General features: G+C 73.2%; 9 protein-coding genes. 4 read left to right on the forward strand and 5 right to left on the reverse strand.

Translation table 11 applies throughout. From position 1 onward, the window contains the following. Window positions 1-104: 104 nt before the first annotated feature. From BLW85_RS30290 to BLW85_RS30305, 3 genes are all read right to left on the reverse strand, one after another. On the reverse strand, window positions 105-896 hold the full coding sequence (locus BLW85_RS30290) for a S1 family peptidase (RefSeq protein WP_070025605.1): 792 nt from the start codon (window positions 894-896) through the stop codon (window positions 105-107). A gap of 203 nt (window positions 897-1,099) precedes the next feature. Next, window positions 1,100-3,919: an ATP-binding protein gene (locus BLW85_RS30300; protein WP_074994051.1), complete on the reverse strand. Its 2,820-nt coding sequence runs from the start codon at window positions 3,917-3,919 to the stop codon at window positions 1,100-1,102. 153 nt (window positions 3,920-4,072) lie between these two features. Further along, complete coding sequence (locus BLW85_RS30305; protein WP_074994054.1) at window positions 4,073-4,921, reverse strand: response regulator transcription factor; 849 nt, start codon at window positions 4,919-4,921, stop codon at window positions 4,073-4,075. Between the two features lie 151 nt (window positions 4,922-5,072). Here BLW85_RS30305 and BLW85_RS30310 point away from each other — a divergent pair, with 151 nt between their 5' ends. Together BLW85_RS30310 and BLW85_RS30315 are read left to right on the forward strand one after the other, a co-directional pair. Beyond that, a complete protein-coding gene (locus BLW85_RS30310; RefSeq protein ID WP_074994056.1) occupies window positions 5,073-6,746 on the forward strand; it encodes an AMP-binding protein in 1,674 nt (557 codons plus the stop codon). Further along, window positions 6,743-8,356: an AMP-binding protein gene (locus BLW85_RS30315; RefSeq protein ID WP_244174933.1), complete on the forward strand. Its 1,614-nt coding sequence runs from the start codon at window positions 6,743-6,745 to the stop codon at window positions 8,354-8,356. The genes BLW85_RS30310 and BLW85_RS30315 overlap by 4 nt, the downstream gene beginning before the upstream one ends. A 30-nt stretch (window positions 8,357-8,386) precedes the next feature. Here the strand turns inward: BLW85_RS30315 and BLW85_RS30320 are convergent, their stop codons facing one another. Then, complete coding sequence (locus BLW85_RS30320) at window positions 8,387-9,112, reverse strand: hypothetical protein (protein ID WP_074994059.1); 726 nt, start codon at window positions 9,110-9,112, stop codon at window positions 8,387-8,389. A gap of 264 nt (window positions 9,113-9,376) precedes the next feature. Between BLW85_RS30320 and gcl the strand changes: the two genes are divergently transcribed. Continuing rightward, window positions 9,377-11,164: a glyoxylate carboligase gene (gcl, locus tag BLW85_RS30325; protein ID WP_107409208.1), complete on the forward strand. Its 1,788-nt coding sequence runs from the start codon at window positions 9,377-9,379 to the stop codon at window positions 11,162-11,164. Window positions 11,165-11,228: 64 nt separating this feature from the next. Here gcl and BLW85_RS30330 read toward each other — a convergent pair whose 3' ends face one another. Continuing rightward, window positions 11,229-11,462 (reverse strand): hypothetical protein, encoded by a 234-nt coding sequence (locus BLW85_RS30330; RefSeq protein ID WP_070025612.1) that lies wholly within the window; start codon window positions 11,460-11,462, stop codon window positions 11,229-11,231. 98 nt (window positions 11,463-11,560) lie between these two features. Here BLW85_RS30330 and BLW85_RS30335 point away from each other — a divergent pair, with 98 nt between their 5' ends. Next, window positions 11,561-12,760 (forward strand): Shedu anti-phage system protein SduA domain-containing protein, encoded by a 1,200-nt coding sequence (locus tag BLW85_RS30335; RefSeq protein WP_074994065.1) that lies wholly within the window; start codon window positions 11,561-11,563, stop codon window positions 12,758-12,760. Window positions 12,761-12,952: the final 192 nt, after the last annotated feature.

Here is a 12,952-nt window from a genome sequence, read left to right on the forward strand (position 1 = left end):
GTCCCACGGGGGTGGACGTGGAGAGGGGGGCGTTGCGGGCTGCTCGTGGTCGCTCGCAACGCCCCCCTGGCCTTACCCGAGGGGTGCTCGGGAGTCCTTCCGGGTCACGAGTCGACCTGTGCGGTCACCTGGTCCGAGAAGGTGGTCAGCCGGGTGTAGACACCCGGGTAACCCGCCTCCGCGCACCCCTCGCCCCAAGAAGTGATCCCTGCCAGGACGCCCCCGATGAGCAGGGGACCGCCGCTGTCGCCCTGGCAGGTGTCTACGCCGCCGGAGCTGTATCCGGCGCACACCATGTCGGACTGCACGTAGTCCGAACCGTAGGAGGAACGGCAGCTGGAGTCGGACACGACCGGCACGGTCGCGGTCCGCAGCTGGTTGGCGGAGCTGCCGTTCTCCGAGGTCGTGCCCCAGCCGAGGATCCGGGCCGTGGTGCCCGGCGCGTACACGTTCGTCTGGGTGGAGGAGACGTACGACACCGGCTTGTACGGCATCGCCGTCGAGAGGGTCAGCACGGCCACGTCGTCGCCCTGGGTCGCGTCCCGGTAGTCCGGGTTCACCCAGATCCTGCCGACCCGGCTCACCGTGCCGTCGGTGCCGTCGAGCCTGGTGCGGCCGCCGACGACGCGGACGCTGCCGGTGGTCTCGCCGGCCATGCAGTGCGCGGCCGTCACCACCTTCTTGGCGGCCACCAGGGTGCCGCCGCAGAACTGGCTGCCGGCCGCGTCCGTGATCTGCACGACGAACGGGTAGGCGGCCGTGGTGGTCGCCGTACCGCCGACGATGGGCTGGGGAGCCGCGCTCGCCGTGGGGGCGGCGAGCAGCGCGGTCGCCGCCGCGGCGGCGCCGGCCAGCACGGTCGCGGCGGTCTGTCTGGCACGTCTGGGCCCGAACATGAGTCTCCTCAGTGGGTTGCACCGGTGGGGGGTTCGCACGGGCGGGGGTTGTGCACGGAGGTCGCGGGACCGACCCCCTGTGCCCGGGCGAGCGGCACGCCCATTACGCTAGGTCCCGGAACCCTCGGCTCCCAATGAGGGAACCCCCTAGGGGGTTGGGTGAGGGAAAACCCTCGGTCCGGTTCAGTTAACAAGAGCCGTGCTCAGTGCGCGCGCCGACCTGCCGCCAATCGGACGATGTCGACCCGTGACCGGATCCCCAGCTTCCGGTAGACCCGTGTCAGGGTGGCCTCGACGGTCTTGACGCTGATGAACAGCCGGGCGGCGATCTCCCTGTTGGTGGCGCCCTCCATGACCAGCGCGGCGACCTGACGCTCCATCGCGGCCAGCACGTCCAGCGCGTCCAGGGTGCCGCGCACCGCCCGGGCCGGTTCCGCGTCGAGGGTGGCGAGGGCCGCCTCCACCTGGCGCAGCCAGGGCAGCGCCCGGCAGCGCCGGAACAGCCGGGTGGCCTCGTCGTAGGCCGCGGCCCCGGGGCGCCGGCCGCGCAGCCGGGCCAGCGCGAACGCGGCCCGCGCCTCCTCCAGCCCGTAACCCAGCTTGCCCAGCCGGTCCTGAGCGGACCTCAGCTGGGCGAGCGCGGCCTCGGTTGCGCCCTGGGCGGCGCGCACCAGCGCCTCGGAGCGGTCCAGGACGGCGAGCACGCTCTCCCGGCCGAGCCGGAGGGCGTGCTCCCGGGCGGTGTCGATGACGTCCTGCGCCTCGGCCGGCTCACCGGTGCGGACCAGCGCCTCGGCGAGATCGCCCTGCCAGCGGCCGCGCGCCGGGTCGGTGATGCCGAGGCCCAGCTCCAGGGTGCGCACCCGGCGCAGCGAGCGCACGGTGCCCGCCGGATCCCCGGCCACCAACTGGGCGTACCCGAGGGCGCCCAGGGCCCGGGACAGATACATCTGGTCGCCGTCCCCCTCGGCGTGCTCCACCGCCTCCCGGGCGAGGGTGAGCGCCCGGTCCACGTCCCCGCCGGACGCCTCCGCGAGCGAGGTCAGCATCGCCGAGGCGGTCTCGCCGATCCCGGAGTCCCGGGCGAGCCGCAGACTCTCCCGGGCCAGGTCGAGGGCGCGCCCGCAGTGCCCGGCGCGCAGTTCGGTCTCGGCCAGGCCGCGCAGGAAGTGCACCTCGCTCTCCACCGAGCCGCGCCGGCGCACCTCGCGCAGCAGCCCGGTGACCGTGGCCCGCGCCTCGGCCAGCTGGTCGCCCATGACCAGCCAGCGGAACCGGGCGCTGCCCGCCCCGTTGTGGTGCCAGGCCACCCGGGGGTCCTGGGGCTCGCGCAGGGCCCGTTTGATGGTGCGCGGCGCCTCCGGATGGCCCATCAGGGTCTCGGTCTGCGCCTGGAAGGCGAGGGCCAGCAGCTCGGTGCGCCGGTCCTTGCCGCGCGCGGCCAGCTCGGCGGCGTGCGCGGCGGCGTCGCGGGCCGCGGTGAAGTCGCCCTCCACGATCAGCGCCCGCCAGCCCAGCTGGTAGTGGACCAGGGCCAGCAGCCGGGGGTCGTCCCCGGCGTCGGCGAGGGCCTGCGGGAAGAAGGCGTCGACCTCGGCCATGGTGTGGCCCGCGGTGTCGATGACGATGATCCAGGCCCGCACCCGTTCGGCGGGCACGCTCGCCCGGGTCAGCACCTCCCGGGCGATGTCCCGGGCCAGGTCCACCTCGCCCGCGGTGATGGCGTCCTCGGCGGCCGTCAGGCGCCGCTCCTGCGGGCTCGGGGAGCCGTCGGCGGGGGTGTGCCGGGCGGCCAGCAGCCCCAGCTGGGCGGCGACCGAGGGCGCGCCGCGGTCCCGGGCGAGGGCGGCGGCCTCGGCGAGCCGGGCGGCGACCTCCGGGTCGGCCCCGGTGGTGGCGAGGGCGAGGTGGCGGGCGCGCTCGATGGGGTCGGAGGCGGCCGTGGACAGGGCCGCGTGCGCGGCGCGCCGCTCCTGCGCGGGCGCCTCCGCGTACAGCGCGGCGGAGATGAGGGGGTGCGCGAAGCGTACGGCGGGTGTGTCCGACTCCGTGGCCAGCAGCCCGAGTTCGGCGGCCTGGGCGCACTCGGCCTCGGCGTTCTCCCGCCCCGCCGCGTGCAGCAGGGCCAGGGTGGGGCGGGCACCGGCGCTGGCCACCAGCAGGGTGCGGCGGGCCTCGACCGACAGCATGTCCAGACGGCTGAGCACCAGGGCGCGCAGCGAGGTGGGCACCGGCAGCGGCTCGCCGGGCCGGGGCGGGGTGGGGCTTTCGGTGAGGGCGCGGCCGAGTTCGAGCGCGAACAGCGGGTTGCCGTCGCTGGTGCGGTGGATGTCGCGGACCGTGGAACGGGGCAGGCCTCCGTGGCCGCGGTGGCCGAGCAGTTCGGCGACCTGGGGGTGCGAGAGCGGGCCGAGCCGGACGGCGAGCGTGTCCGGTGGGCAGGACCGCAGATGGCGGTCGTACTCCTGGCTCTCCTGTCCCTCGGTCCGTGCCGCGCACAGCAGTTGGACCGGGGTGCCGCCGAGGCGGCGGGCGGCGAAGCCGAGCAGTTCGGCACTGGCCGGATCCAGCCACTGGAGATCGTCGGCGACGATCAGCACCGGGCCGCGGGCGGCGAGCGCGCGCAGCGCGGACAGCACCGCGAGGCGCAGGGCGAGGCCGTCGCGCTGGAGGCTGGACTCGCCGCGCCCGGTGAGCGCCGACTCCAGGGCGGTGCGCTGGGCGGCGGGCAGCCGCGGGGAGACGTCGTCGAGGACCAGGCCGAGGAGGTCGGCGAGGGCGAGGAAGGGAAGGTGCGATTCCGACTCGGTCGCCGAGCAGCGCAGCACGGTGTGCGCGGGGGACGCGTATTCCTCTGCCAATGCCCGCAGGATGGTCGATTTCCCAATTCCGGCCGATCCGTGGAGCAGCACACTGCCGCCGGAGGCGAGTTGGGCGCGGGCGGCGGCGCACCGCTCCTCGCGGCCTATGACCAGGTCGGAGCGGCATCTCGCAGGCTCCTGGAAGTCCCGTCGCACGGTCACCGCTCCCCTCGTATGTCGTGTCCGGGCCAAATTCTAGGCAACGATCCTGGAAATTCGGACGGAAGCCGTGGTGAGGGAAATAACAAACGGTCAAGCATCAGGAAATTCAAAGCGTCTGCGCATGAATGGGAAGGTTTCCTTCCTCTCCGGGGGCTACGGCAGCAGCCCCGCCCGGCGTGCCGCGGTCACCGCCTCCCCCCGGGTGTGGGCGCCCAGCTTCCGCATGGCCGAGCGCAGATAACCCTTGACCGTCTCCGGGCGCAACCCCAGCCGCTCGGCCACCGCTGCGTTGGTCGCACCGGCTGCCACCCAGGACAGCACGTCCAGCTCGCGCGGCGCCAGAGCGGGCCCGTCGGCCGGGCGCGGCGCGGTCAGCAGCCCGCAGGCGGCGAGCAGTTCGGCCCGCAGGACCGGATCGGTGATCCGGGGCGCCAGCGCCCGCAGCGCCGCGTGCGCCTCGCGCACCTGCTCCCAGGCCGCCGGCCCCGTCCCGGCCGCCGCCCGCACCTCGCCGGCCGGCTCGGGCCGGGCCGCCGCCAGCAACTCCCGCGCCTGGTCCCGCACCACCAGCGACTGCTCCACGTCCCGTGCCACCGCCACCGCCGCGCCCAGCGCCCGGTCGCCGAGCGGCTGGGCCGAGCGCAGCGCGCCGTAGAGCACCCCGCGCACCCGGCGCCGCACCACCACCGGCACCGCGAGCACCGAGCGGATGCCCTCCGCGGCCACCGGCACGTCGTACTCGTGGCTGATCTGCCGGGAGCTGGAGTAGTCCGTCACCGCGCACGGCCGGGCCAGCGCCACCGCCTTGCCGCCCAGACCGCTGCCGGAGGACACCGCGAGGCAGCGCAGCGCCGCCGTGGCCGTGCCGCTCAGCTCGCTGATGCGCACCTGGGGCCGGCCGGACTCGACCAGCCCGCCGAACGCGACCGGCAGCCCGGTCGCCCGCCGCAGGCTGAGCAGCGCCCCACGGATCTCCACCACCGTCACGGCCTGTGCTGTCACTCGTCGCTCCCTCGGTGCGGCTGATGCGCGGACCACACCCCCCGTGCACACGCGGACCACACCCCCGTTCGGGGGTAGTGAGACCTGCATCACGGATTAGACGATGCGGGGGAGCCGCCCGGCAATGGTCGGGAACATAGGAGGACGACGGATGACGACGGCGACCGATGCCTTCAGGAACGCACGGGACTTCCTGCTGGCACACCGCGAGGACTATGCCACCGCCCACGACGGGTTCGAGTGGCCCCGGCCTGAGCACTTCAACTGGGCGCTGGACTGGTTCGACGTGATCGCCGCCGGCAACGACCGCACCGCGCTGCACATCGTGGAGGAGGACAGCCACGAGACGAAACTGTCCTTCGCCGAGCTGGCCGAGCGCTCGGACCGGGTCGCGAACTGGCTGCGCGCGCGGGGCGTCGCCGCCGAGGACCGCGTGCTGGTCATGCTCGGCAACCAGGCCGAGCTGTGGGAGACCGCGCTGGCCGCGATGAAGCTGCGCGCCGTCGTCATCCCGGCCACCCCGCTGCTCGGCCCCGCCGATCTGCGCGACCGCGTCGAGCGCGGCCGGATCAGGCACGTGATCGTCCGGGCCGAGGACGCCGCCAAGTTCGACGAGGTGCCCGGCTCCTACACCCGCGTCCGCGTAGGCGGCGATCCGCGGGAGGGCTGGGCGCGGTACGAGGAGGCGTACGACGCCTCCGCGGAGTTCACGCCCGACGGCCCGACCCGCGCCGACGACCCGCTGATGCTCTACTTCACCTCCGGCACCACCGCCCGCCCCAAGCTGGTCGAGCACACCCATGTCTCGTACCCCATCGGCCACTTGGCCACCATGTACTGGATCGGTCTCAAGCCCGGGGACGTCCACCTGAACATCTCCTCGCCCGGCTGGGCCAAGCACGCCTGGTCCAACCTGTTCGCCCCGTGGAACGCCGAGGCGACCGTCTTCATCTTCAACTACGGCCGGTTCGACGCGGCCCGGCTGATGGCCGAGATGGACCGCGCCGGGGTGACCACCTTCTGCGCCCCGCCGACCGTGTGGCGCATGCTCATCCAGGCCGACCTGGGGCAGCTGCGCACCCCGCCGCGCGAGGTGGTGGCCGCGGGCGAGCCGCTCAACCCCGAGGTCATCGAACAGGTGCGGCGCGCCTGGGGGCTGACCATCCGGGACGGCTTCGGCCAGACCGAGACCGCCGTCCAGGTCTCCAACAGCCCCGGCCAGCGGCTGAAGACCGGCTCCATGGGCCGCCCCAGCCCCGGCTACCGCGTGGAGCTCCTCGACCCGGTCACCGGCGCGCCCGGCGCCGCGGAGGGCGAGATCGCGCTGGACCTCGCCGCGCGCCCGGTCGGTCTGATGGCCGGCTACCACGGCGACCCGGACCGCACCGCCGAGGCCATGGCGGGCGGCTACTACCGCACCGGCGACATCGCCGCCCGCGACGAGGACGGCTACCTGACCTACATCGGCCGTGCCGACGACGTCTTCAAGGCGTCCGACTACAAGATCAGCCCGTTCGAGCTGGAGAGCGCGCTGCTGGAGCACCCGGCGGTGGCCGAGGCGGCCGTCGTGCCCGCCCCGGACGAACTGCGGCTCGCCGTGCCCAAGGCGTACGTCGTGCTCGCCGAGGGCTACGAGCCCGGACCCGACACCGCCAAGGTGGTCTTCGAGCACTCCCGCCGGGTGCTCGCCCCCTACAAGCGCATCCGCCGCCTGGAGTTCGGCGCGCTGCCCAAGACCGTCTCCGGCAAGATCCGCCGCATCGAACTGCGCGAGGCCACCGCCCAGGGTTCGGCGGACGAGTACCGCGAGGAGGACTTCCGGTGACCGCACGGCAGTTGTCGTACGCCCACGGCACGGGCACCACCCCGCTGCTCGGCGACACCATCGGCGCCAACCTCGCCCGTACGGCGGCGGCCTGGCCGGAGCGCGAGGCCCTGGTCGACGTGGCCGCCGGGCGGCGCTGGACCTACGCCGCCTTCGACGCCGACGTGGACCGGCTCGCCCGCGCCCTGCTGGCGAGCGGCGTCGCCAAGGGCGACCGGGTGGGCATCTGGGCGGTCAACCGCGCCGAGTGGGTGCTCGTGCAGTACGCCACCGCCCGGGTCGGCGCCGTCATGGTCAACATCAACCCGGCCTACCGCACCCACGAGGTGGAGTTCGTCCTCGGCCAGTCCGGTGTGCGGCTGCTGTTCGCCTCCGTCGCGCACAAGTCCAGCGACTACCGCGCCATGGTCGAGGAGGTCCGCGGGCGGTGCCGTGAACTGCGCGAGGTCGTCTACCTCGGGGACCCGTCCTGGGAGGCGTTCGCCGCTCGCGGCGCCACCGTCGACCGGGCCGAACTCAGCGCCCGCGAGGCGGAGTTGTCCTGCGACGACCCGATCAACATCCAGTACACCTCGGGCACCACCGGCTTCCCGAAGGGCGCGACCCTCTCCCACCACAACATCCTCAACAACGGGTATTTCGTGGGGGAGTTGGTCAAGTACACCGAGCGGGACCGGATCTGCGTCCCGGTCCCCTTCTACCACTGCTTCGGCATGGTGATGGCCAATCTGGCGGCCACCTCGCACGGCGCCTGCCTGGTGATCCCGGCCCCGTCCTTCGAGCCGAGGGCCACCCTGGAGGCGGTGCAGCGGGAGAGGTGCACGTCCCTGTACGGCGTACCGACCATGTTCATCGCGGAGTTGAACCTCCCGGACTTCGCCTCCTACGACCTCTCCACCCTGCGCACCGGCATCATGGCGGGCTCGCCCTGCCCGGTGGAGGTGATGAAGCGGGTGGTCGCCGAGATGCACATGGCCGAGGTCGCCATCTGCTACGGCATGACCGAGACCTCGCCGGTCTCCCTCCAGACCCGGACCGACGACGACCTGGAGCACCGCACCGCCACCGTGGGCCGGGTGCTGCCGCACCTGGAGGTCAAGGTCGTCGACCCCGCCACGGGTGTCACCCGGCCGCGGGGCGAGGCGGGGGAGCTGTGCACCCGGGGCTACAGCGTGATGCTCGGCTACTGGGACGAACCCGAGCGCACCGCCGAGGTCGTCGACGCGGGCCGCTGGATGCACACCGGGGACCTCGCGGTGATGCGCGAGGACGGCTATGTGGAGATCGTCGGCCGCATCAAGGACATGATCATCCGGGGCGGCGAGAACATCTACCCGCGCGAGATCGAGGAGTTCCTCTACGCCCACCCGAAGATCCGGGACGTCCAGGTCGTCGGGGTGCCGCACGAGAAGTACGGCGAGGAGGTGCTGGCCTGTGTGATCCCGCGCGACGCGGCGGACCCGCTCACGCTGGAGGAGCTGCGGGCCTTCTGCCGGGACCGGCTCGCCCACTACAAGGTCCCCAGCAGGCTGACGATCCTCGACTCCTTCCCGATGACGGTGTCCGGGAAGGTGCGGAAGATCGAACTGCGCGAGCGCTACCGGGACTGAACCGGGGCGGGGCGCCCGTCCCGGCCGCCCTCAGCTCCGTCCGTCCCGTGCCCGGCGCCCCGGTTCCGGGGCGCCGTCCGCGTTCAGGGCGTCGGCGCGGTCGTTCACCGGCTGCGGGACGCCCGCGAGGTCCAGTACGAACAGCGCCACCCCCAGGCCGTCCGCGCGGCCGCGGGCGGCGTCGGTGTACCCGGCGAGGGAGAAGTAGGCGCAGTCGGCGGACTCCGTCATCGCCGTCAGCCACAGGCACTCCACGTCCCGCGGCGCGGCCGGCCGCACGGTCGGGTCCACCTGCGCCAGCAGCCCGCGCGCGGCCAGCCCGATGCCGTTCACCGGCCGCTGGTCGGCGCGCCGGATGTCCCCGTAGCCGAGCCGGCGCAGATACAGCGCCGTCGCGGTGACCGCGTCCCGGGCGGTGCGCACGGCGTGCGGCGGGAAGGCGCGGCGCGTCGGGGCCGGGCCGGACGGCGACGGGTCCCCGGCGGGGTCCGCGGCGTCGCCCGCCACCGGGATCCGCAGCACCGTGCCGCACGGGCAGCCCAGTTCCGGCCGCGGCCAGTGGCCGAGGTGCCCGCAGCCGGCGCACGGCACGGCGATCCACTCGTCGTCCCAGGACCGGTGCTCGGGCACCACCGGCGCGGCGAGCGGATCCAGCCGCGGCGCCGTCGGCGCCCCGCAGACGCAGGGATACGCCGGGGCGGTGTAGACGTGCTCACGCCGACAGGCCGGACAACGCACCGGCACGTTCTCGGGCATGGCCCACTCACTCTCGCACGGAACCTCGGGACGGCGACCCCATGGTGCCCCCTCGTACGGCGTTTGTCCGGCGCTTGCCCGGTGTCTTGGCGTCTCTTGACGAGGTCAACACTCACCCCTACATTGCTTCCAGATAGTAGAAGTTGAATTCCACTATACGAAATCCGCGCTACGGAAGTGGGGCGGAGGTCGGACCTTCTGAACACCGTGCTCACCGCGGGGCGCGACGGGAGTACGCATCCGACACCGAGGCAGGAGTACTCGATGGCTCGTATGACCGCTGCCCGCGCGGCAGTTGAGATCCTCAAGCGCGAGGGCGTCACCGACGCCTTCGGTGTGCCGGGCGCCGCGATCAACCCGTTCTACAAGGCCCTCAAGGAGGGCGGCGGCATCCACCACACCCTCGCCCGCCACGTGGAGGGCGCCTCGCACATGGCCGAGGGCTACACCCGGGCCAGGCCGGGCAACATCGGCGTGTGCATCGGCACGTCGGGACCGGCCGGCACCGACATGATCACCGGCCTGTACTCGGCCGCCGGCGACTCGATCCCGATCCTGTGCATCACCGGCCAGGCGCCCACGCACGTGATCCACAAGGAGGACTTCCAGGCCGTCGACATCGCCGCCATCGCCGGCCCGGTGACGAAGATGGCGGTGACCGTGCTGGAGGCCGCGCAGGTGCCCGGCGTCTTCCAGCAGGCGTTCCACCTGATGCGCTCCGGCCGGCCGGGACCGGTCCTGATCGACCTGCCGATCGACGTCCAGCAGACCGAGATCGAGTTCGACCCGGACACGTACGAGCCGCTGCCGGTGTACAAGCCCGCCGCGACCCGCGCCCAGATCGAGAAGGCGATCTCCTACCTGCTCGCCTCCGAGCGCCCGGTGATCGTGGCCGGCGGCGGTGTCATCGGCGCCGACGCCTGCGACCTGCTCACGGAGTTCGCCGAGCTGACCCGGACCCCGGTCATCCCGACCCTGATGGGCTGGGGCGCGCTGCCCGACGACCACGAGCTGAACGCGGGCATGGTCGGCGTGCAGACCTCGCACCGGTACGGCAACGCCACCTTCCTGGAGTCGGACTTCGTCCTCGGCATCGGCAACCGGTGGGCCAACCGGCACACCGGCTACAAGCTGGACGTCTACCGGCGGGGCCGCACCTTCGCGCACGTCGACATCGAGCCCACCCAGATCGGCAGGATCTTCCCGCCGGACTACGGGGTCGTCTCCGACGCCAAGGCGGCGCTGGAGCTGTTCGTGCGGGTGGCCCGGGAACTGAAGGCGGCGGGCCGGCTCCCCGACCGCACGGAGTGGATCGCCGCCACCCGGGAGCGCAAGGCCACGCTGCTGCGCCGCACCCACTTCGACGACGTGCCGATGAAGCCGCAGCGCGTCTACGAGGAGATGAACAGGGCCTTCGGCCCCGAGACGCGGTACGTCACCACGATCGGCCTCTCCCAGATCGCCGGCGCCCAGATGCTGCACGTCTACAAGCCCCGGCACTGGATCAACTGCGGCCAGGCGGGACCGCTCGGCTGGACGATCCCGGCCGCGATCGGCGTCGCCAAGGCGGACCCCCAGGCGCCGGTGGTCGCCCTGTCCGGCGACTACGACTTCCAGTTCCTGATCGAGGAACTGGCGGCCGCCGCCCAGCACCGCATCCCCTATGTGCACGTCCTGGTGAACAACGCCTACCTCGGCCTCATCCGCCAGGCGCAGCTCGGCCTGGACATCGATTTCCAGGTCAACCTGGAGTTCGAGAACATCAACACGCCCGAGATCGGCGTCTACGGCGTGGACCACGTCAAGGTCGCCGAGGGCCTCGGCTGCAAGGCGATCCGGGTCACCGAGCCGGACCGGCTGGGCGAGGCGTTCGAAGAGGCGAAGAAGCTGGCCGCGGAGTACCGCGTGCCGGTGGTGGTGGAGGCGATCCTGGAGCGGGTCACCAACATCTCGATGAGCCGCACCATGGACATCAGCGACATCACCGAGTTCGAACCCCTGGCCACGGAGCGCTCCCACGCCCCGACGGCCATCAGCCCGCTGAAGGTCTGACGCTCCCGGCACCGGAAAAGGGGCGGCCCCGCCACAGGGGGCCGCCCCTTCTTCCCGTCCACCGCTACACCTCGTGCTCCGACAGCCCGGGCCAGTCCTCGGGCCCGCCGCCCTGCCACTCGATCAGGTCGTCCTCCTCGACCTCGATCCGGTCCAGGTCGGCCAGCCGCAGGATCTCCACCACGTCGTCCAGGTGCGACGCCAGCCCCAGTGTCACCTCTCCCTCGGTGACCCGCCGGGAACCGTCCAGGGCGGGCGGGTGGACCACGATGTGCGGGTGCTGCGCCGGATGTCCCATGCCTTCAGCGTGCGTCGCCCCGCCCAAGAACGCACATCGGAACCCCGCCGCTGTCAGTGGGGGCCGCCACACTTCCCGCCATGGGCGTGCGAAGCGACATGACACTGGAGTGGCAGCTGCGCGAGGTGTGCAAGGAGGCCGCCGACGACACCGTGCACTCGGCACTGGCGGCGGTCCTCGCGTACATGCACAGCGGCAGCGCGGGCAGACGCAGGGAGGGCAAGGAGCTGGTACGGCTCCTGGAGGCGGCCCGGGGAGCCGCGGCGGCCGCGGGGGAGTGGCAGGTCGTCCGCCTGCTCCAGGACTCGCTCGACTACGCGCAGGGCCGCATCCTCCGGCCGGACTTCGCCGAGCGCCACCGGCTCTTCCAGGACGGGGTGCGCAGCGAGCGCAACCGCGACTTCGTGGCGTCCTCCCTGCGCGCCATGCACGAGTGGCTGGTCGCGGCGAGCGAGGCGTATCTGAGGGACCACCCCGGCGCGAGCGCGGAAGAGGTGCTCGGCCACTTCAGGGCCCAACGCGCCGACACCGCCTTCCTCCAGGCCCCGGACGACCGGCCGGGGCGCTACGTCGTCCCGCGCGGCATGGCGGAGACCTCCCTGTGGCTGGAGCGCCTGCTCGGCGGCGACCGGATCGACGTCGAGGACCCCGCGGAGCAGGCCCGCCGCATCGCCACCTCGCCGCGGGCGCTCGCGCTGCTCGCCGCCGACCGCGACGGGCGGCTGATCCTCCGGGCCGCCGAACTCCAGCGCCGTACCGCCGGCCTGGGGACGCTACGGGCGGTCGTGGAGGACCCGACGGCCACGGAAGCCGACCTCCAGCGTGCCCTGCGGGGGAACCACTGGATCTTCGGCGGCCGCTACGTCGGTGAGGCCGCCCGGCGCCGGCTGGTGCCCGGTGACGAGGTGGACCTCCCGCTGATACGCGCCGACGGCGCCCTGCACATCGTCGAGCTGAAGCGGGCCATGGGGCTCAAGCGGCCCCTGATCCGGCGGCACCGCAACGCCTGGGTGCCGGCCGACGCGGTGCACGAGGCCGTGGGGCAGGCCGTCAACTACCTGGTCGGGCTGGACGAGCACCGCGCGCGCATCCGCGCGGAGTTCGGCATCGAGACCCGCAGGGCCGGCGCGCTCGTGCTCCTCGGCCACCCCGGTCTGCACCCGGACGTGCCCGAGGAGGAGGTCGGCGAGACGCTGCGGACGTACAACGCCCATGTCACCCGCGTCGAGGTCCTCACCTACAAGGAACTGCTCGACAACGCCGAACGCTCCCTCGCCGCGGGTGGGGAACCGGCGTAGGGAGCGGGGGTGGTGGTGCCGTCCGACGGCGCGAGACCGGGCGCGACAGGGCTTTCGCGCCGCCGGACGGGGTCGGTCGGGCGAGTGGGACCGCGGGGGTGCGACGGAGACGGGAGACCCTTCCCTCAGGTCGAGACGGGTGCCCCGCTCCTTGACCACCGCACTGGCTCGCACACCACCGCGGTCCTCGCC

Origin of the sequence: Streptomyces misionensis (assembly GCF_900104815.1) — a bacterium.
GTDB classification, from domain to species: domain Bacteria; phylum Actinomycetota; class Actinomycetes; order Streptomycetales; family Streptomycetaceae; genus Streptomyces; species Streptomyces misionensis.

Excerpts from the sequence above, each read along its gene's own strand:
- BLW85_RS30310 (WP_074994056.1), top strand. The coding sequence starts at position 5,073 with ATGACGACGGCGACCGATGCCTTCAGGAACGCACGGGACTTCCTGCTG.
- BLW85_RS30320 (WP_074994059.1), bottom strand. The coding sequence starts at position 9,112 with ATGCCCGAGAACGTGCCGGTGCGTTGTCCGGCCTGTCGGCGTGAGCAC.
- gcl (WP_107409208.1), top strand. The coding sequence starts at position 9,377 with ATGGCTCGTATGACCGCTGCCCGCGCGGCAGTTGAGATCCTCAAGCGC.
- BLW85_RS30290 (WP_070025605.1), bottom strand. The coding sequence starts at position 896 with ATGTTCGGGCCCAGACGTGCCAGACAGACCGCCGCGACCGTGCTGGCC.
- BLW85_RS30335 (WP_074994065.1), top strand. The coding sequence starts at position 11,561 with ATGACACTGGAGTGGCAGCTGCGCGAGGTGTGCAAGGAGGCCGCCGAC.
- BLW85_RS30330 (WP_070025612.1), bottom strand. The coding sequence starts at position 11,462 with ATGGGACATCCGGCGCAGCACCCGCACATCGTGGTCCACCCGCCCGCC.